This window comes from Kribbella ginsengisoli (assembly GCF_039537185.1).
GTDB classification, from domain to species: domain Bacteria; phylum Actinomycetota; class Actinomycetes; order Propionibacteriales; family Kribbellaceae; genus Kribbella; species Kribbella koreensis.
This window is the reverse complement of record NZ_BAABAA010000007.1, coordinates 709,227-728,426: the sequence shown is the minus strand read 5'-3', so window position 1 is coordinate 728,426 and position 19,200 is coordinate 709,227. Positions and strand designations below refer to the sequence as shown.

Sequence of the window (19,200 nt, the reverse complement as noted above, 5' to 3'; positions counted from 1 at the left end):
TACCCACAACCATTCCCCATGGGTGATCCCCCGCAGCTGTCCCTCAGACGTGGTCGCTGTAGGCCAGGTGGGTACCGCAGTGGAGGCAGCGGAACAGGTAGCCGGTCGCCTCGCCGGTGGGCGACAGGGTCCGGACATAGTCCTGCTGGACCATCTCCAGCGCCTCGGGGACGGTCAGTAGGTCCTCGTACCCGACCTTGCCCAGGTACGCCGCGGCGTCGGCGCAGTGGAACATCCAGTGCTCCTGCTGCCAGCCGCTGAATCCAGGGGTGCGGGTGAGCACTTCGGTGAGCACCGCGCGCGGTACGTCGTCCGGAACGTTCGCCACGTCGGTGAACTCGGCCTCGAACAGCGTGGCCGCCGAGCCGTCCGCGATGCACCACAGGCACAGCTCCTCGACCACCTCGTCGGCGCTGTAGACCGGCCCGGTGTAGATGAATCCCCGCTGGCGGCCACAGCACCGGCACGGCGCGTCACCGGTGATCACCTCGCCGGTGGCCACCGGATCGGGGTGATAGCGGAAGGTCGGTACGTCGCTCACCCCCAGACCTTGGCGGACCGAAGTACAGGCGTGCAAGTCACCCGCATTACCCCGTCCTCATTCCCTTGTGCTGTCCCCCGGCTTCCTCCCCTCCGCCCTCCTTTCTTTCCTTGCACTGTCGGTGCCGTAAGGCACACTGGGGGGCGTGCCCGAGTTGCCGGAGGTTGAGTCGCTGGCGGGGTTCCTGCGGGAACGTGCCGTCGAGCGGGCGTTCGTGCGCGCCGACATCACCGCGATCAGCGCGCTGAAGACCTACGACCCGCCGATCTCCTCCCTGGTGGGCCTGCTGATCGACGACGTGCAGCGGCACGGCAAGTTCATCGACATCTCCGCCCAGGGCATCCACCTGATCATCCACCTGGCCCGCGCGGGCTGGCTGCGCTGGCGCGAGGAGCAATCCACCGGCCTGGTCCGCCCGGGCAAGGGCCCGATCGCCTGCCGGGTGGTGCTCGACGACGGCTCCGGTTTCGACCTGACCGAGGCCGGCACCCAGAAGAAGCTCGCGGTGTACGTGGTCCGCGACCCCGCCGAGGTGCCCGGCATCGCCAAGCTCGGCCCAGACCCGTTCACGCTCACCATCGAGGAGTTCGGCGACATCCTGAAGGCCGCCGGCCGGGTCCAGATGAAGGGCGTACTGCGCAACCAGTCGGTGATCGCCGGCATCGGCAACGCGTACTCCGACGAGATCCTGCACGTCGCGAAGATGAGCCCCTTCAAACCGGCCTCCAACCTGTCCGCCGACGAGCTCCAGCAGCTCTTCGACGCGATGCAGGACACCCTGCGCGACGCCGTCGCCCGCTCGGCCGGCCTCGCCGTCCAGGACCTGAAGTCCGAGAAGAAGAGCGGTATGCGCGTGCACGGCCGGACCGGCCAGAAGTGCCCGGTCTGCGGCGACATCGTCCGCGAGGTCAGCTTCGCCGACTCCTCGCTGCAGTACTGCGCCACCTGCCAGACAGGCGGCAAGCCGCTCGCCGACCGCCGCCTGTCCAAGCTCCTCAAGTGACCGGATGACGCGGCGGCCGGCCGGGGCTGCGATGATCAACCTATGACTCCGGAGATTCCCGCAGTGGTGGTTGCCGACGTCGATGACGCGTTGCTCGCCGAGGCGTTCGTGCTCGACGTCCGTGAGCCGGACGAGTGGGCCCGCGGCCACATCGAGGACGCGGTGCACATTCCGCTCGGCCAGCTGCAGGAGCGGGTCGGCGAGGTGCCGCTCGGCCAGAAGGTGCTCTGCGTCTGCGCGGTCGGCGGCCGGTCCTCGATGGCGACCCAGTTCCTGGCGTCCCAGGGCCGCGACGCGATCAACCTGGACGGCGGCATGACGGCCTGGGAAGGCGCCGGCCGCCCGGTCGCGCTCGACTGAATCTGGAAATAATCTTCCGGTAGCCGATCAAAGACGTTACTTTGTCACCGATCGGTTGACCGGCGTACACCTGCGTCTCACACGGCGGTAGGTCGCACGGCGTCGGATGGCCGCGTCCGCCCACGCCGAGGAGGCCGCTGTGTCGTTCCGTCGCGTTGCCGTCAGTGTCACCGCAGCGACCGGCCTGGTGCTCGGTACTGCGCTCAACCCGGCCTTCTCTCAAGCCGTCGAGCACCAGCCGGTCGAGCAGCAACCGCTCCCCGACAGCGCCATCGCCGGGGACGGGCTGGTGACGAGCCGGCAGGACGACCCGATCGCACCCGGCGTCGGCCACACCGCGTTCGAGCGGCTCGACGCCCGCGGCTGGCTGCGCGGCGACATCATCGTCGCCGATCTCGACCAGCACGGCGTGACCGTCGACTACGTGAACACCGGCAAGGTCTCCGGCGGCCAGCCGCTCAGTCAGCAGCTCGCCCGCGAGGGCGCGATCGCCGGTGTCAACGGCGACTTCTTCGACATCAACGACACCACTGCACCGCTAGGCGTCGGGATCGACCACGGCCGGCTGGTCAACGCCCCAGCAGCCGGCCACAACGACACTGCCGTGATCGGCAAGGACGGCCTCGGCCGGATCGCCCAGGTCTTCCTCCAAGGCACCGCGACCGACGACGACGCCGTCAAGCTCGACCTGACCAACCTCAACTCACCAGGCGTCAACGCGGGAGGCATCGGCCTCTACACCCCCGAGTGGGGCGACGCACCCCGCACCAGAACCGTCGACGGCGTACCCGACGTCCGCGAGGTCCTCCTCCGCGACGGCGTGGTCGTCTCCTCGACCACCACCCCCGGTACGACGCCCCTAACGGCGAACGAACTAGCCCTGATCGGCCGAGACGCAGGCGCCACCTCCCTGACCGCCTTCGAACCCGGCGACAAGGTGGAAGTCCACTACGGCCCCCGCCCCGACGCGCTCGACGCCACAGTAGCGATCAGCGGCAACGTCCAGCTGGCCCACGATGGCAAGGTCCCCGACGACGTCCCCGATGCCGACCTCGCCCCCCGAACCGCCGTCGGCTTCACCGAGAACGGCCGCCGCATGGTCCTCCTCACCGTCGACGGCCGAGCCACCGGCTCCCGCGGCCTGTCACTGAAGGAAATGGGCCAGCTGATGATCGGCCTCGGCGCCGACGACGTCCTCAACCTCGACGGCGGCGGCTCCTCCACGATGCTCGCCCGCTCACCCGGCGAGGCCGCGCCCGAGGTCGTCAACGACCCTTCCGACGGCGGCGAGCGTCTGGTCCCCAACGGTCTCGGGCTCGTTCCCACCAAGGGCTCCGGCAAGCTCAAGGGCTTCCAGATCGAAGCAACCGGTACCGCGGCCGAAGACGCCGACACGGACGTCTCCAAGAGCGCCCGCGTCCTCACCGGCCTGTCCCGCGTACTGACCGCGCACGGCTACGACGAGACCTACGCGCCGGCCACCGGTACGCCGAACTGGTCCACCGGCAGCAAAGCTGTAGTGAGCCGCGAAGGCGTCGTCACCGGCCGCCGAGCAGGCGATGTCATCGTCACGGCCGCGAAGGGGTCGGCCCGCGGCCGGTTCCCGATGACCGTGCTCGGCACGCCGATCCGCCTGGCCCCCTCGACCCGGCAGGTCTCGTTGTCGGACGCCACCGCCAAGGGCTTCTTCACCGTCAACGGCTACGACGCGGACGGCTTCTCCACCTGGGTCGAACCGCGCGACGTCGAGCTCACCTTCGACGACAAGCTCGTCACGGTGGTTGCCCGAGGCAATGGCTTCGACGTGAGCGCGATCGGCGCCGACGCCGTCTCGACGGTCGTCACCGCGAAGGTCGGCGCGCTCACCACCCAACTCAGTGTGACCGCAGGGCTGACCAGTCAGGTCGTGGACGAGGTCGACGACCCGAGTCACTGGGTGGCGAACGCAGTACCGGTCGGTGCTGCCACCGCGTCCCGGTCGGTTGCCGAGGGGCACGATGGTGGTCAGGCGATCGCGTTGGACTACTCGTTGACGGGGAGCACCGCGACGCGGGCGGCGTACCTGGCACAGACTCCGCAGCAGACGCTGCCAGGGCAGCCGCAAAAGCTAGGCGCGTGGATCTACGGCGACGGCAAGGGCGCCTGGTTGCGCGCGAACGCCTACGACGGCGCGGGCGGGTCGGCCCAGACGCTCAACCTGGCGGCGGCGGTCGACTGGACCGGCTGGAAGTACGTCGAGGCGAACATCCCGCCGGGGCTGACGATGCCGCTGCGGTTCTGGCGGATCTACGTCGTCGAGACCGTGCCGACCCGGCAGTACTCCGGCCGCATCGTGATCGACGACCTGACCGTCCGCGGTGCCCCGCCGGTGACGGTCGCGCCGCCGGCCAAGGTGATCGACCCGATGGTCGTCACGGACGGTACGGCGACCGGCGGCGGCCGCTGGAAGTTCGCGGTCATGTCGGACGCGCAGTTCACGGCCGACGACCCGAACTCGGACTTCGTGAAGCAGGCCCGCCGGACGATCCGCGAGGCGCTCGCGCAGCACCCGGACTTCCTGGTGATCAACGGCGACTTCGTCGATCGCGGGTTCGCGCAGGACATCGCTCTGGCGAAGAAGATCATCGACGAGGAGGTCGCCGGCAAGGTGCCGGTGCACTACGTGCCGGGCAACCACGAGAGCTACGGGCCGGGCGATCTGTCCGAGTGGACCAAGGTTTTCGGCGCTCCGACCAGCACGTTCGACCACAAGGGCACCCGGTTCATCCTGCGCGACTCGTCGCTCGGGTCGCTGCGGGCCGGTGGGTTCGCGCAGATCGTCGACCTCAAGCAACAGCTCGACGACGCAGCAAGCAACAGAACCATCAAGAACGTCGTGGTGATGGCGCACCACCCGATAGACGACCCGTCGCCGACTCAGAACTCGCAGCTCGGCGATCGCAAGGAGGCTGAGCTGCTGGTCCGCTGGCTGGCCGACTTCCGGTCCTCGACGGGCAAGGGCGCGGCATACCTGGCGGCGCACGCCGGGACCTTCGCAGCGACCCGTACCGACGGAGTGCTGCTGCCCTTGACCGGCAACTCGGGTAAGGGCCCAGCAGCGGCTCCGGACGCTGGTGGCTTCACTGGGTGGGCGCTGGTGGGCATCGACCCGTCAGCGAAGGAGGCTGCCGCCGGTGAGCGGCACTGGTCGGCACCAGAGAGGGACTGGTTCCAGGTCGAGCTCAGGGCGCATGTGGACTCGCTGGAGCTCGCCGCGCCAACCACGCTCAAGATGGGCAAGACAGCACCGGTCGCGGCGACCGTAGTACAGGAGAACCGGCGGGTGCCCGTGTCCTTCCCCGTCTCCGCCGACTGGTTCGGCTCGTCCCTCCTGCACATCGGTCCGGTCCGTACTGCGCCCTTCTGGGCCGTGGCCTCCTACGACCCGGCTACTGGCACCCTCACCGGCCTACGACCCGGCACTATCCAGCTAGGGGTGACAGTCAACGGCACCAGCAAGAGCACACCCGTGCAGATCGACTGGTAGCCCTCACACAATGCGGAGCGCAGCCGTTCAATGGGCATGAAGCGAATCATCGAGCCCAAGGTCCTGTACTTCGGAACGCCAGTGGTCCTCATCAGCTCACAGAACCCGGACGGCAGCACCAACCTTGCGCCGATGTCCTCAGCGTGGTGGCTGCACCAGACGACGATGCTGGGGATGGCCGCTGCGTCGCAGACCGTGCAGAACCTGACCGAGCGGCCGGACTGCATCCTCAACCTGGTCGAGCCGGCCATGGTCGCAGGGCTCGACCGGATCGCGCTGCTGACCGGCTCCCAGCAGATCCCCGAAGCGAAGCGGGCACGCGGTTATCGCTACGTGCCGGACAAGTTCGCGGCGGCCGGCTGGAGCAGGACGCCGGGAACCCTGGTGGACGTGGACGCCGTCGAGGAGAGCCCGATCAACCTCGAGGGGCGGATCGAGGCGATCCACACCGTCGGCGGCCCGGACTCGACGCTGCGGGCGATGGAGATGTCGGTGCGCCGTGTCCACGTGCGGGAGGACCTGCTGATGAACGACGACCGCTACATCGACCCGCTGCGCTGGGAGCCGCTGATCATGAAGTTCACCGAGTACTTCGCCGGTGGCGCGCCGGCGTACGAGTCGTCACTGGCGCGCGGCTGGCAGATGCCGGCGTTGCAGGTAGCGTCTGGTGCATGACTGAGGTGAGGCGCCCGCAGCGGCTGCGTAGTGGGGATCGGGTAGCAGTGGTGGCTCCGGCCGGCCCGATGGATGCGGGGCGGCTGGAGAAGGGATCTGCGCACCTGCGGGACTGGGGTCTGGAGATCGACGTCATGCCGACAGTGCTGACCCGGCATGAGCGGTTCCCCTACCTCGCCGGTGACGACGCTGCGCGCGCAGCGGACTTCCGGGACGCGTGGCTGGACCCCCAGTACGCAGCTGTCTTCTGTGGCCGCGGGGGCTACGGCGTGCAGCGGTTGCTGCAGCATCTGGACTTGGACGAGCTAGCTGGAGTCGACAAGGTACTGGTCGGCTTCAGTGACATCACCGCGTTGCACGAGGCATTCAACGCCCAGGGGCTGGTCACCGTTCACGGCCCGATGGCTGCGGCCGTCGAGCAACTGGGCGCGCTCGAAGGGCGTGAGCGGTTGCATGACCTGCTGTTCGAGCCCGAGTCCGTCAGGGACCTATTGGCGCCCAGAGCCGCCCGAACCGTCGTGGGCGGTACTGCGGAGGGCCGGTTGCTGGGTGGCAACCTGGCGCTGCTGGCCGCCAGCCTGGGTACTCCGACCTCCGTCAAGCCGGACGGCATCGTCGTGCTCGAAGACGTGGGTGAGGACGGCTACCGCGTCGATCGCCTGCTCACCCAGCTGTTGAGGTCCGGCTGGTTCGACCAGGTCACCGGGCTGGTGATCGGTGACTTCAGCGAGGCTGACGATCAGGGACTGGTCGCCGACGTGGTTCGTGAGCGGCTCGAGCCACTCGGCGTACCGATGGTCGAGGGCGCGGTGATCGGGCACGAAGAGGTCAACCTGGCTGTCCCGCTCGGACTGCCGGTTCGCCTCGACGCGGCGGTCGGCACCCTCACGCCACTGCTGCCGGCCTTCAGCTAGACAGGTGCTCTTTGAGAAAGGCGAACGCCTTCGGGTAGGCGTCGAGGCGGTTGGCGCGCTTCGCGAGGCCATGGCCCTCGTCCGGGTAGACCAACAGCTGACATGGAACGTCTCGCTTGCTGAGCGCCTCGACGATCTGCTCCGCCTCTGACAGCGGCACCCGCGGGTCGTTGGCGCCGTGGATGACGAACAGCGGCGCCCGGATGTCGTCCACCCGGTTGAGCGGGCTCGCCTCCTCCAGGAACTCACGGTCCACCGCCAGTACGCCGTACTCCCGCTCGCGCGCCACCCGTCGATACGACGACGTGTTCTCCAGGAACGTCACCAGCGAAGCGATCCCGACGACATCCACCCCAGCCGCCCAGCGCTCCGGCTGGAACGCGAGTCCGGCCAGCACCATGTAGCCGCCGTACGACCCGCCCCACAACGCAGTGCGCCGGGGATCGACGTCGATCGAGGGCAGCCAGTCGTGGATCGCCGCCAGATCCTTCACGGAGTCGAGCCGCAACTCCTTGTCGTCCAGCGAGTACCAACGCTTCCCGTACGCCGCTGAGCCGCGCACGTTGGGCACGATGACCGTGTGGCCCTCGGCGGTCAGCGCCGTGACCACGGGATTCCAGGTGCGCATCGCCATCATCTCGGGGCCACCGTGCACCCACACCACGGCCGAGCCGTCGCTGGTGCCCTCCACGGGCCGGTACACGAAGACAGGGATCTGTTCGCCATCGAAGGAGGTCACCCGATGGCTCTCTGGATGCCTGAGCCCCCGCGGCAGCTCAAGACCAGCAGGGGTCTGGATGGCGTCGACCTCGCCCGTCTCAAGGGTGTAGCGGAACACCGACAGCGGGTCGATCGGCGAGGCGTGGTTGAGCAACGCGTAGCTGCCATCAGCAGACCAGAGTGGGTCCGGGGCCACGATGAGCCGGGCAGCGCAGCCACCGATCGGCAGGTCGAGCTGCGCGATGTACGAGGCGTCCGCCAGCTTGTGCAGCGCCATGGTCACCACACCGTCGTCGGTGGTCCCGACCAGGAGGTGCTCGCCGTCCGGGCAGACCCACCCGGCCAGGTCGTGCTTGTCGTCGACCAGGAGGTCGGTCCAACTCGCAGTACCGACGTCGTACCGGCGTAAGGCCAGCCGGTCGCGCCCTTCATCGCTGGCGACGACGAACCCGGACGAGTCGGGCAGCCACGAGGCACCCTCCTGGTACGTCGGGTCGTCGTACCCAGTGAGCGCAGTGACCGCCTTATCGGCTACATCGACCAGCAAGAGCTGCACCGAGTTGCCAGGGCCGCCGGCGAGCGCGACTACCGCCCAGTGCTCGTCGGGGGACACGTGTGCCGACGACAGATACCCGCCACCGTCGTACAGCGTGGTCTCGTCGCCACTGGTCAGGTCGAGCATCACCAGGTCGAAGTCCACCTCGTTGCGGCGGTTCGTGGTGAAGAAAACCCTGCCTGGCTTGGCATCCACGAGGTGATGGAAGTACGCAAGATCATGCGTCAGGGGCGAGAGCACCCCACTGCTGTCAGCCAGATCGAGTAGGGACAGCTGCCCCCGCTCATCCCCACCGCTGTCGTGCTCAACGACCACCAGCCGACTCCCCGGCACGAACCGAGCCGCCCGAGCCGTCTCATCCAAGGCGGTCAACGCACGCCAGGAACCGTCCACGGCGACGAGATGGATCTGCCGGACCCCGCTCTCGTCGTACCCGACGAGCAGATTCCCCGCCGGATCCACATCAAAGGCCATCACGGTAGGCAGCGAGAGCAGCGTCGTCAGCACTCCCCAATCCTGGCACGCAGCCAACCACTGTGGTCTGCAACTTCGTGCAAGGTGCTGGGTGAGGGGCTTGATGCCCCTCACCCAGCTAGGTCAGCGTTCGCCGTGCCAGGAGTGCCAGAGAGCCGCGTAGGGGCCTTGGGCTCCTACTAGTTCGTCGTGGCCGCCCAGCTCGACGATCCGGCCGTCCTCGACCACCGCGATCACATCCGCGTCGTGCGCGGTGTGCAGCCGGTGGGCGATCGCGACGACCGTCCTGCCTTCCAGTACTCCGGCCAGCGACCTCTCCAGATGACGGGCCGCACGCGGGTCCATCAACGAGGTCGCCTCGTCCAAGACCAGCGTGTGGGGGTCGGCCAGGACCAGCCGGGCCAATGCGACCTGCTGTGCCTGTGCCGGAGTCAGCGAGACTCCACCCGACCCGACCTCCGTGTCGAGGCCGTGCTCGAACCCGGCCACCCACGCATGCGCATCGACCGCCCGCAAGGCAGTCCACAGCTCTGCGTCGGCAGCAGCGGGCCGGGCCAGCCGCAGGTTGTCCCGGACGGTACCGACGAACACGTGGTGCTCCTGGTTCACCAGCGCCACGTGGCTCCGCACCTGCTCGGCAGACATCTTGTCCAGCGCTGCCCCACCCAGGGTGATGTCACCCACCCGTGGCGAGTAGATCCCGGCCAGTAGTCGGCCGAGCGTCGATTTCCCTGCTCCTGAAGGGCCTACGAGAGCAACCCGGGCACCGGGCTCGACGGTCAGCGTGACGCCGTGCAGCACGTCGCGGCCTTCCAGGTAACCGAACCGAACCTCGTCAGCCAGCACAGTCCGACCCTCGGGCTCGTCCTGCGCGGCAGCCGTCTCTTCCTCGATCTCTCGCACGCCGACCAGGCGAGCCAGCGATACCTGGGCCACCTGCAGTTCGTCGTACCAGCGGATCATCATGTTGACCGGCTCGACCAGCATCTGGATGTAGAGCGCACCCGTGGTCAGTGCGCCGACGGTGATCCAGCCCTTGATCGACAACCCACCACCGATCACCAGCACCGCGGCCAGCGCGACCGTGTGGGTCATGTTGATCACCGGGAAGAGCACCATCCGCAGGGACAGCGTGTACCGCTCCCAGGCGACCCACTGGCCGATGCGGGTGTCACCCATCTTCACCCGGCGGTTGCCGAGCCGGTGCGACTCGACGGTCCGCCCGGCGTCGACAGTCTCGGCCAGCGCCGAGGCGACGGCCGCGTAGCCCGCAGCCTCGGACCGGTACGCCGATGGCGCGCGGCGGAAGTACCAGCGGCCACCGATGATCAGGATCGGCGCGGCGATGACGATCGCCACGGCCAGCTCGGGCGCCGTCACGATCAGGGCGCCGATCAGCAGCCCGGCCCAGATCACCGCGATGGTCAACTGCGGCACCGCATCTCGCATGGCGTGCGAGAGACGGTCCACGTCAGTGGTGATCCGGGACAGCAGGTCACCCGTGCCGGCCCGCTCCAGCACGCCGGGCGGCAGCGCGACGGCACGGACCAGGAAGTCCTCGCGAAGGTCCGCGAGCATCTCCTCACCCAGCACCGCGCCGCGGAGCCGGGTGAGCCGGACGAAGACCGTCTGCACGGCAAGGGCGATGACGAAGCCCAGCACCACATAGGGAAGGTCGACATCGGTCTCACCGAGCGACAGCTTCTCCACCACGTTGCCGAGCAGGTAGGGCCCGACCATGCCGCTCAGCGCCGCCACTGCGTTCACCAGCGTCAGCCAGCCGAAGGCACGCCGGTGCCTGCGGAACAGCGTCTTCAGATAGGCCGACACCGTCGCGCTACCGGCCACCGGCAGGCGAGCCGCCTCCTGCGGGGCTGCCGGGTCGTACTCGGGGCGCTTCACAGCGACTCCTCAAGAGTTGGCTCGTCTTCACGGGTGACCACCGCGCGGTAGCGAGGGTTGGTGTGCAGCAGTTCGTGGTGGGTGCCGACGGCGTCCACCCGGCCGTCCGGCACGAACACGACCCGCTCAGCCCGGTCCAGCATCAGCGGGCTCGAGGTGAACACCACGGTGGTCCGGCCCGACCGGAGGGACCGCAGGCTGTCCGCGATCCGCGCCTCCGTGTGGGCGTCCACGGCACTCGTCGGCTCGTCGAGCACGAGCACCGCGGGATCGACGTACAGGGAACGGGCCAGTGCGACCCGCTGCCGCTGTCCACCCGACAGGGACCGGCCGCGCTCGGTCAGCACGGCTGCCGTGGCATCAGTGCCGCCGTCAGGCAGCGACTGACGCAGTACGTCGAGGATGTCGGCGCACTGAGCCGCATCGAGGGCTGCCTCGACCGACACGGCTCCACTCGCCGGTACGTCGAACAGCTCACGGACGGTGCCTGAGAGCAGTACAGGGTCCTTGTCCTGCACGAGCACTGCGGTCCTTGCGGAGTACAGCGGGAGGTCGTCGAGGGCGACGCCACCCAGCAGGACAGACGGGTCGCCCGGCTCGGCCTCGGGACTGTGACCGCCGAGGCGGTCCGCGAGCAGACCGCCTGCATCCGGGTTGCCACAGACCACGGCCGTGAAGCTCCCGGTCGGCACGGTCAGCCCGGACAACGGGTCGACCAGGTCACCGTGCGGCACCTCAGCCTCGGCTGTCCCCTTGCTGTCGTCCATCCGCTGCAGCGACAGCACGCGAGCAGCACGCCGCGCGGACACCTTGGAGAAGATGAACGCGCTCGCCGTCTCCTCGAAGGTGTGCAGCGGAACGAGCATGAAGGTGATGAACCCGTACGTCGTGACGAGCTCACCGACGCTGATGTGCCCATCGGTGACCAGCCCGACTCCCAGCCAGACGATCAGCACCAGGAACAGCCCGAACAGCAGCACCTGGATGGCCGCGATCAGCGACCACATCCGCGCGCTGCGGACTGCGCTCTGCCTGTACTCCTGGGAGGCCGCCCGGTAGCGGTCGAGGAAGAGCTGCTCACCGCCGATGCCACGCAACACGCGCAGACCGGCCACCGTGTCGGCAGCCAGCTCGGTCGCGCGGCCGCCCTTGGCCCGCTGCGCGTCGGCGCGACGCTCGGCGGGACCCATCAGCGGCACGATCGAGAAAGCCAGGATCGGTACGGCGATCAGCACCACCAGGCCGAGTCGCGGCTCGTAGAAGAGCAGGCCGACGACCACCGCGAAGCAGGTCAGCAACGCGGCCGTGAACCGGCCGAGCACCTCGACGAACCAGCCGATCTTCTCGACGTCACCGCTGCTGACCGCGACCACCTCGCCGGCTGCGATCCGGCGGGTCAGCATCGAGCCCAGTTCAGCAGCCTTGCGGGACAGCAGTTGCTGGAGCCGGGACGCGGTGGCGATCCAGTTGGTGACGACGGCCTTGTGGAAGAACGAGTCGGCGCCCGCCTTCGCGGCACCCATCGCGAGCAGCAACAGGCCGGCCACGAAGAGCTTCGGCCAGGACTTGTCGATCACGGCCTGGACGGCCAGCCCGACCGCGACGGGGGCGGCGGCGATGCCACCGAAGTACAGCAGACCCCAGCAGAGCGCTACGGCCTGACCACGCAGCTGCTGGTGTTCGAGCCAGAGTATGAGACGGAGGCCGGACCGGGTGTCTGGCACACCCGGATCGGCGAACGGAATGAGGCGCAGCGACATGACGTCCCAAAGGAACTAGAGGGGCTTGTTCGGACCTGATCAGGCGAATGGATCCAGACTAGGTGGGCCCGCCGACACTTCGCCAAGGCTTTTCCGGCGGCCGGATCGAGGCGGCTGGAAACGGTTCCGGCGCGGGCGGTGCGGTACTGGGTAGTACAGTCTTCAACAGGTCCGGAGCGAGGGAGACGAGTGCAGGAGCTGAGTCGGCGGCGTCGGTTGCTGGTGCTGGCGATCTGTTGCCTGAGCCTGTTCATCGTGGGCCTCGACTCGACCGTGGTGAATCTCGCGCTGCCGTCGATCCGGTCCGAGCTGAACGCCTCGGTCTCCAAATTGCAGTGGACGATCGATGCCTACACGCTGGTGATCGCCAGCCTGCTGATGCTGTCCGGCTCGACCGCGGACCGGATCGGCCGGCGGCGGACCTTCCAGGCCGGGCTGGTGCTGTTCGGGCTCGGCTCGCTGGCCTGCGGGTTCGCACCGACGGTCGGCCTGCTGATCGCGTTCCGGATGCTGCAGGCGATCGGCGGCTCGATGCTCAACCCGGTCGCGATGTCGATCATCACCAACACCTTCACGGATCCGCGCGAACGCGCCCAGGCGATCGGCGTCTGGGGTGGCGTGGTCGGGCTGAGCATGTCGGTCGGCCCGGTGGTCGGCGGCGCGCTGGTCGACTCGGCCGGCTGGCGGTTCATCTTCTTCGTCAACGTGCCCGTGGTGCTCGTGGCCTTGTTGCTGACCGCGTTCTTCGTCCCCGAGTCGCGGGCGGCGGTCGCGCGCCGGCTCGATCCGGTCGGGCAGTCACTGGTGATCCTGTTCCTGGTCGGGCTGACCTACGGGATCATCGAGGGCCGGTCGGCCGGCTGGGGTTCGCCGCTGATCATCTCGTGCTTCGTCGTCGTGGTGCTATCGATGCTCGCTCTGGTTCTGTACGAGCGCCGGCGTGAGCAGCCATTGCTCGATCCGCGGTTCTTCCGCAGCGCTCCCTTCTCCGGCGCGACGCTGATCGCGGTGGCCGGGTTCGCCGCGTTGTCCGGCTTCCTGTTCCTGAATTCCCTTTATTTGCAAGAGGTTCGGGGCTTCACCGCGCTGCACGCGGGTCTGCTGACGCTGCCGATGGCCGCGATGACGGTGATCTTCGCCCCGGTCTCCGGCTGGCTCGTCGGTAATCGTGGGCCGCGGCTGCCGCTGGTGGTCGCCGGCACGATGCTCGCCCTGAGTGGGCTGATCCTCGCCCAGTTGACCGCCACCACCGCCGTCCCGTTGCTGCTGCTCGGGTACCTGATCTTCGGCCTCGGCTTCGGCATGCTCAACTCGCCGATCACCAACGCGGCCGTGTCCGGGATGCCTCGCTCGCAGGCCGGTGTCGCCGCGGCGATCGCCTCGACGAGTCGCCAGGTCGGCGCCTCGCTGGGGGTCGCGATCGTCGGTACCGTGCTGACCGCCCGATTGACCGGCCCGCTGGAGACCGGCTTCGTCTCGGCGGCCCGGCTGGGGTGGTACATCATCGCGTGTTGCGGCGTACTGGTTCTCGTCTTCGGACTGATCACCAGCGGCCGCTGGGCACGCGCCACGGCAGCCCGGGTGGCCAACCAGATGGAGTCCCCAGCTCGAATTGCTTGACAGGGCGTCGCCGCTCGCCTTCGATCTGTAGTCGAGGCCGACTGGGGGCGACATGCTGCGAGTGATCTTCACCGAAGACGACCTCTCCCAAGTCCGGGTCGCCGCGACTGCCGACCCGCTGTGGGAGATCGCGAACAGTCTCGACCGGCTCCAGACCAGGCGGGGCCGGTGGGCCTACGCGCCCTGGTACCGCGCTGCCTCCGAGACGCTGACCGAGCCTGTACTGCGCAAGCAGGTCACCTCGATGCTCCTGCCGTTGTTCCCCCGGGCCGCGTACTTCCCCGACTTCCTCACCCCGCCGGCCGCGCCTGACGGCCTCGAGGCCGACATCGACGCCATCTTGTCGACCCCGTCCGAACGGGTCACCGATGAACTCAAGACGCTGGCACTGGTCCACCAGGCTCCTTCGTGGGGTCCTCGGCTGGCCGCCGGCGACCTGCGCTCCGACCTCGGTGCCGCCCTGCGGACGTACCACCAGAAAGTGATCGAGCCGCACTCCGACCTGATCTCCGCAGAGCTCGCAGCGGACCGGGCGACCCGAGCTCGCGCGCTGGCCCGGGGCGGCCCCGACCGACTACTGAGCAGTTTCCAACCCCTGATGCGGTGGCGCTCTCCAGTCCTCGAGGTCCGCTACCCCGTCAACCGAACCATCCACCTGGCCGGCCGCGGCCTCCGCCTGGTCCCGTCCTACTTCTGCTGGCAGAACGCCATCACTCTGGCGGACACAGAACTCTCGCCGGTCCTCGTCTACCCGGTACTGGCTGAACCGCCCAACCCCAAGAACGCAGAGGTGACTGCGGCAGCCCTGCTCGGCAAAACCCGCGCTGCCGTACTGCGGTCCACCGCCTCCGGTCTGACCGCCGGAGAGATAGCAGTCCAGGTAGGCATCGGCGCCCCCACCACCAGCCATCACCTGACCGTCCTCCGCGACAGCGGCCTGATCACAACCCACCGCGCCGACAAGACAGTGCTGCACGTCCTCACCCCACTCGGTGCGGCACTACTACGCCAGCGGCCGCGCTAGCCCTCGAACAGGCCGGCCCGGGCGAGCGCCTTCAAGCGGCCGCGCAGGATCTTCTGCCGACGTTCCTCCGCCGGGAAGAGATCCACGTACTCCGAGCCCTTCGCCGCCAGCAGGTCGTCGTCGAGCCGGCGGACCGTACCGGCCGGGAAGCGATGGGTCATGGCCGCTTGGACGGCATTGCTGTCGATGTCCTGCAGTAGCTCGGTCAGCTGGTCCTCGGTGGTGACGCCGAGCTGGGCCAGGATGCCGAGGATCCACGCGTAGTGGTTCGTCTTCGCGTGCGGGGCGTCCGGGTAGCGCCTGGTCAGGTACGTCGTGAGCGTTGCCGTCGTCAGGTCCATCGGCGCCGCGTCGGGCTCGGCGGCGGCCAGTTCGCGGTACAGCTTGTCGATCTCGGCGAACTCGTTGTCCGCCAGCTCCATCAGCGCGGCGGCGAGCAGGAAGCGCCGGTCGAACTCGGGCTTGCGGTCCGGCGGGATGTCCAGCTTGTAGCGGATGTCGTGCTCGAACTCGGCCCAGGCGTGCTGGACGGCGGTACGGACCTGGATCTCCATCGTCAGGTTCTTCAGCACCGCGTACTCCGGCAGCTCCCGGCGGTGGGCGTTCAGGCGTACCAGGTAGTGCTTGCTCGCGTACCCGAAGGCGCCTTGGGCGCGAGTGTGCGCACCCATGTCGGTGTGCTCGACGATCTCGAACTCCGACTCGATCACCTCGCAGACCCGGTCGACGGCCTCGACCAGGAAGGTGATGATCCGGGCCGCGACCAGGTCGGTGATCTGGTTGAGCGGATCGTCGTACTTCGGTTTGGCGGGATCGTCCGGATGCGGTTTGGAGGCCTTCGCCAGGAACGACTCGGGATCTTTGGCCCGGGCCGTCGCGCTGAGGTAGTTGATGCCCTCTTCCTCGCCGATCAGCTCGTTGATCAGCGCTTCCAGCTTCCGGGCGCCACCGACGTACTGCTGATGCGTCCGCTCGTACTGCGCAGCCGCCTGCACCGTCCAGTCCTGCAGCTCAGCCCCACCCATGCGCAGACCATAGTGCTGATCGTGGTTCCTAGGCTGCGCTACGCGTGTCTAGCATTTTCTAGTGTTTTCGGTAGATATGGACAGAAGCTGACAGAACAGCGACACGCGATCGGGTTGACTAGCGAAATCTAAGGAAAACACTAGACAGCCTCATAGAGTGAAATGCATGGATCCGATCCGGAATCCCTATGCGCCCGGCGCCGGCCAGCGCCCGCCCGAGCTGGCCGGACGCGACACCGAGGTGCGGCAGTTCGAGGTAGTACTCGAACGTGTCGCGGCGGGACGGCCGGAGCGCAGCCTGGTGCTGTCGGGGCTGCGCGGGGTCGGCAAGACAGTCCTGCTCAACACACTGCGGAGCCAGGCGATCAAGCGCGCCTGGGGTACCGGCAAGATCGAGGCGCGGCCGGACCAGAGCATCCGGCTGCCGATCGCGCAGGCGCTGCACACGGCGATGCGGGAGCTCGGGCACCGGCACCGCGACTCCGATCGGGTCGACGAGTTCAGCGCAGTACTGAAGGCCTTTGCGCTGCGTACCGGGCTGAACGACCGCAAGGGCATCCGGTGGCAGCCGCCGGTGGATGTGGTCGCTGCGAAGGGCCGGGCCGACTCGGGCGACCTGGAGATGGACCTGATCGAGCTGTTCGCCGATGCCGCCGACCTGGCCGGCGACCTGTCGGTGGGGGTCGGGCTGTTCATCGACGAGATGCAGGACATCAGCGCCGACGACCTGTCCGCGCTGTGCGCCGCCTGCCACGAGATCAGCCAGCAGAGCGCCGCCCTGGTCGTAGTAGGCGCCGGCCTCCCGCACCTTCCTGCTGTCCTGTCCGCCAGCAAGTCCTACTCCGAACGCCTCTTCCGCTACGTCCGCGTCGACCGCCTGTCCCGCGAGGCCTGCGACCGGGCCCTGATGGTCCCCGCCGAAACCGAGGGCGTCACCTTCGAAGAGGAGGCCCTCGACGAGCTCTACGCCCAGACCGACGGCTACCCGTACTTCGTCCAGGCCTTCGCCCACGCCACCTGGGACCACGCCCCGACCAGCCCCATCACCATCAAGGACGTCGCGGTCGCCGGCCCCGAAGCCTCCGCCGAACTCACGGTCGGCTTCTTCGGCTCCCGCTACGAACGCGCCACCCCCGCCGAACGCGAATACATGCGAGCCATGGCCGAGCTGGGCATCAACGCCGACGACGGTTCAGTCCCCACCGCCGAGGTAGCCACCACCCTCAACCGCAAACCCCAGTCCCTCTCCCCAGCCCGAGACGGCCTCATCAAAAAAGGCCTCGTCTTCTCCGCCGAACGCGGCACAGTCGCCTTCACAGTCCCCCACTTCGGCAAATTCCTCCGCACCCGCACGGCCTAGAACTACAACGCGCCAATGGTGGTCAGGAGGCGACCAAACCTCGATCGTGCAGGCTCTGCCAAGCGCGTTCGACGTGCGGCTGGGTGAACAGACCCGACTTGCGCTGACTCCAGTCTCTGACTGCGGCGTGCGCTGCGGCTGAGTCGTCCCGGGCCGCTGGGTCATGAGTCATGACCCAGTGAACGGACGCGAGGAGTTCAAGTCCGTAGGCGCTCTCGAAGCCGGCGATCTCGTCGAGCACGGCTGCGATCCGGCGAGCTGTCTCTGGATGTGTCGCGATGTACCCGTCGATCTGGCCGATTGCCTCCGGCAACACCTCGATCGGCGCAGCATCCGCAACACGAGCTGATCCGTCGCCGAAGCCGGTGATGTAGTGCCCCTCCATCGCCGAGAGAGCCCTGCGCAGCGCATCGGCGTACGGACCGTAAACGTGTGGTTTGAACTCCATGTTCAGGTCCTCGCCGCTGAGCTGCAGGAAGTATGCGAGCTTCTGCACCTCGATCAGACTCGGAGGTCCGAAGGTGAACTGAACATAGGCATGGATGAGCGCCAGCATCGCTGACCGTGTCGAGTTGAGCGGCGGGGGCTTCTGCCGGTTCACCATGGTCTTCGCCTCGGGAGCCCCGTCCGGAGCGAACACCCTGACATCCACGTGATCGGCGACCGGCGCGAGCGCTTGGTGAATCAGCGGTTCGACGTCAGCCCAGTCGAGCCCGCCGTTGCCGCATCCCAAAGGTGGCACGGCGACGGAACTGATCTCGTGTTCGTCGATGACCCGGACCAGGTCAATGAGCCCAGTCTCGATGTCCTCCAGCCTTGAACGAGACCGCCAGTGGCCCTTGGTTGGAAAATTGATGATGAACCGCGGACTGGTCAGCGATCCGGTCGGCCAGACGTGCATCGTCCCCAACTGGACTTCGCCGCGCTTGCAGGCGGCTTCGTACTCCTCGAACATCTGCGGCCAGGCCCGCTTGAACTGGAGGGCGATTCCCTTCCCCATGATGCCTGCCGTGTTGACCGTGTTGATCAGGGCGTCGGCATCCTGGCGAAGTAGATCGCCCTTCACGTTCCTGATCATGACTGCCAACTCCCTCTGTCCATCGGCGTCCACCTCTAGAAGTACCAGGCTGGTCGGACAAGTGCCCGCAACGACGACCCGTGCTGCTCGAGTACTTGATCCACTTCGGCCGCAAGATCCGGCGATTTCACGCCGATCGCGAGCAGATTCCCGAACGGAACGGTGTCGTGGACGAGGAACTCGGCCATCCGTCGTTCGATCCGGTCAGGGTGATCAGCGACAGGAATGCAGGGCTCGAGAGTCATGACCTGCCAGTCGATCATGTCGGTCACCCGGGCGTCGTCGAGGGAGAACTCCGCGGTCTTGAGTACGGCGTTGCGATCCGTTGCGACCCAGGTGCTGTCGGCATGGACCAATTGTTGGGTAGTGGTCGCTAGATAGATCAGCCGATCAGTGCCGTCCTGGTACGAGGGCACCTTGCCGCTGTGGATGTTATGCATCATCGGACTGCGAGGAGCGTAATAGAACGGTGTGTAGTCGGCGACGACACCACCAGGACCGACGTGAACGGGTGTTTCGGCTCGCCGTTGCTTGATCGATTGCTGGCCTACCTCGATCTGCATCAGCCCAGCTGCCCGTGCACGCGAGTCGGAAAGCAGCCCACTTTCGACAATGCTCGACAAGTGCTCGACTCGCGTGAAGTGGAAGACCTTCGTCGGCAT

The 19,200-nt window shown here is 67.7% G+C and carries 15 protein-coding genes; 8 read left to right on the top strand and 7 right to left on the bottom strand.

Going from position 1 to position 19,200, the window contains the following annotated elements:
• Positions 1-43: 43 nt before the first annotated feature.
• Positions 44-541 (bottom strand): CbrC family protein, encoded by a 498-nt coding sequence (locus tag ABD768_RS26950; RefSeq protein ID WP_343966763.1) that lies wholly within the window; start codon positions 539-541, stop codon positions 44-46.
• Positions 542-686: 145 nt separating this feature from the next.
• On the opposite strand from ABD768_RS26950, the gene ABD768_RS26945 reads away from it, so the two are divergent.
• The 5 genes from ABD768_RS26945 to ABD768_RS26925 all read left to right on the top strand — a co-directional run bounded on the left by ABD768_RS26945 (position 687) and on the right by ABD768_RS26925 (position 7,019).
• Positions 687-1,544, top strand: a complete 858-nt coding sequence (locus ABD768_RS26945; RefSeq protein WP_343966764.1) for a DNA-formamidopyrimidine glycosylase family protein — start codon at positions 687-689, stop codon at positions 1,542-1,544.
• A 42-nt stretch (positions 1,545-1,586) separates the two neighbouring features.
• A complete protein-coding gene (locus ABD768_RS26940) occupies positions 1,587-1,904 on the top strand; it encodes a rhodanese-like domain-containing protein (RefSeq protein ID WP_343966766.1) in 318 nt (105 codons plus the stop codon).
• A 139-nt stretch (positions 1,905-2,043) separates the two neighbouring features.
• A complete protein-coding gene (locus ABD768_RS26935; RefSeq protein WP_344845161.1) occupies positions 2,044-5,430 on the top strand; it encodes a phosphodiester glycosidase family protein in 3,387 nt (1,128 codons plus the stop codon).
• Between the two features lie 36 nt (positions 5,431-5,466).
• The gene (locus ABD768_RS26930) at positions 5,467-6,105 is read left to right on the top strand and encodes a flavin reductase family protein (protein ID WP_344845158.1); all 639 of its coding nucleotides are present in this window, start codon (positions 5,467-5,469) and stop codon (positions 6,103-6,105) included.
• Positions 6,102-7,019 carry a S66 peptidase family protein gene (locus tag ABD768_RS26925; protein ID WP_344845156.1) on the top strand — a complete coding sequence of 306 codons (918 nt, stop codon included), beginning with the start codon at positions 6,102-6,104 and terminating at the stop codon, positions 7,017-7,019. Before ABD768_RS26930 ends, ABD768_RS26925 begins: the two co-directional genes overlap by 4 nt.
• On the opposite strand, the gene ABD768_RS26920 is transcribed toward ABD768_RS26925, so the two are convergent.
• The 3 genes from ABD768_RS26920 to ABD768_RS26910 form a co-directional block, all read right to left on the bottom strand.
• Complete coding sequence (locus tag ABD768_RS26920) at positions 7,012-8,802, bottom strand: S9 family peptidase (RefSeq protein WP_344845153.1); 1,791 nt, start codon at positions 8,800-8,802, stop codon at positions 7,012-7,014. The two genes, ABD768_RS26925 and ABD768_RS26920, sit on opposite strands and share 8 nt — an antisense overlap.
• Before the next feature lie 90 nt (positions 8,803-8,892).
• Positions 8,893-10,671, bottom strand: a complete 1,779-nt coding sequence (locus tag ABD768_RS26915) for an ABC transporter ATP-binding protein (RefSeq protein ID WP_344845150.1) — start codon at positions 10,669-10,671, stop codon at positions 8,893-8,895.
• The gene (locus ABD768_RS26910; protein WP_344845147.1) at positions 10,668-12,431 is read right to left on the bottom strand and encodes an ABC transporter ATP-binding protein; all 1,764 of its coding nucleotides are present in this window, start codon (positions 12,429-12,431) and stop codon (positions 10,668-10,670) included. The genes ABD768_RS26915 and ABD768_RS26910 overlap by 4 nt, the downstream gene beginning before the upstream one ends.
• 189 nt (positions 12,432-12,620) lie before the next feature.
• On the opposite strand from ABD768_RS26910, the gene ABD768_RS26905 reads away from it, so the two are divergent.
• Together ABD768_RS26905 and ABD768_RS26900 are read left to right on the top strand one after the other, a co-directional pair.
• Positions 12,621-14,051, top strand: coding sequence for an MFS transporter (locus tag ABD768_RS26905; protein ID WP_344845145.1), 1,431 nt, complete (start codon positions 12,621-12,623; stop codon positions 14,049-14,051).
• 52 nt (positions 14,052-14,103) lie between these two features.
• Positions 14,104-15,075 carry an ArsR/SmtB family transcription factor gene (locus ABD768_RS26900; RefSeq protein ID WP_343966783.1) on the top strand — a complete coding sequence of 324 codons (972 nt, stop codon included), beginning with the start codon at positions 14,104-14,106 and terminating at the stop codon, positions 15,073-15,075.
• Here ABD768_RS26900 and ABD768_RS26895 read toward each other — a convergent pair.
• Entirely contained in the window at positions 15,072-16,100 is a 1,029-nt protein-coding gene (locus tag ABD768_RS26895) for a GTP pyrophosphokinase (protein ID WP_343966785.1), read from the bottom strand. The two genes, ABD768_RS26900 and ABD768_RS26895, sit on opposite strands and share 4 nt — an antisense overlap.
• Before the next feature lie 166 nt (positions 16,101-16,266).
• On the opposite strand from ABD768_RS26895, the gene ABD768_RS26890 reads away from it, so the two are divergent.
• The gene (locus ABD768_RS26890) at positions 16,267-17,460 is read left to right on the top strand and encodes an ATP-binding protein (protein WP_343966787.1); all 1,194 of its coding nucleotides are present in this window, start codon (positions 16,267-16,269) and stop codon (positions 17,458-17,460) included.
• Positions 17,461-17,482: 22 nt separating this feature from the next.
• Here ABD768_RS26890 and darG read toward each other — a convergent pair whose 3' ends face one another.
• Together darG and darT are read right to left on the bottom strand one after the other, a co-directional pair.
• Positions 17,483-18,538 (bottom strand): type II toxin-antitoxin system antitoxin DNA ADP-ribosyl glycohydrolase DarG, encoded by a 1,056-nt coding sequence (gene darG / locus ABD768_RS26885; protein ID WP_344845142.1) that lies wholly within the window; start codon positions 18,536-18,538, stop codon positions 17,483-17,485.
• Positions 18,539-18,573: 35 nt separating this feature from the next.
• The gene (darT, locus tag ABD768_RS26880) at positions 18,574-19,200 is read right to left on the bottom strand and encodes a type II toxin-antitoxin system toxin DNA ADP-ribosyl transferase DarT (protein ID WP_344845139.1); all 627 of its coding nucleotides are present in this window, start codon (positions 19,198-19,200) and stop codon (positions 18,574-18,576) included.

Bases quoted from the DNA above. Each gene is read 5' to 3' on its own strand.
- ABD768_RS26910 (WP_344845147.1), bottom strand. From the start codon at position 12,431: ATGTCGCTGCGCCTCATTCCGTTCGCCGATCCGGGTGTGCCAGACACC.
- darG (WP_344845142.1), bottom strand. From the start codon at position 18,538: ATGATCAGGAACGTGAAGGGCGATCTACTTCGCCAGGATGCCGACGCC.
- ABD768_RS26930 (WP_344845158.1), top strand. From the start codon at position 5,467: ATGAAGCGAATCATCGAGCCCAAGGTCCTGTACTTCGGAACGCCAGTG.
- ABD768_RS26925 (WP_344845156.1), top strand. From the start codon at position 6,102: ATGACTGAGGTGAGGCGCCCGCAGCGGCTGCGTAGTGGGGATCGGGTA.
- darT (WP_344845139.1), bottom strand. From the start codon at position 19,200: ATGCCGACGAAGGTCTTCCACTTCACGCGAGTCGAGCACTTGTCGAGC.
- ABD768_RS26895 (WP_343966785.1), bottom strand. From the start codon at position 16,100: ATGGGTGGGGCTGAGCTGCAGGACTGGACGGTGCAGGCGGCTGCGCAG.
- ABD768_RS26940 (WP_343966766.1), top strand. From the start codon at position 1,587: ATGACTCCGGAGATTCCCGCAGTGGTGGTTGCCGACGTCGATGACGCG.
- ABD768_RS26900 (WP_343966783.1), top strand. From the start codon at position 14,104: ATGCTGCGAGTGATCTTCACCGAAGACGACCTCTCCCAAGTCCGGGTC.
- ABD768_RS26890 (WP_343966787.1), top strand. From the start codon at position 16,267: ATGGATCCGATCCGGAATCCCTATGCGCCCGGCGCCGGCCAGCGCCCG.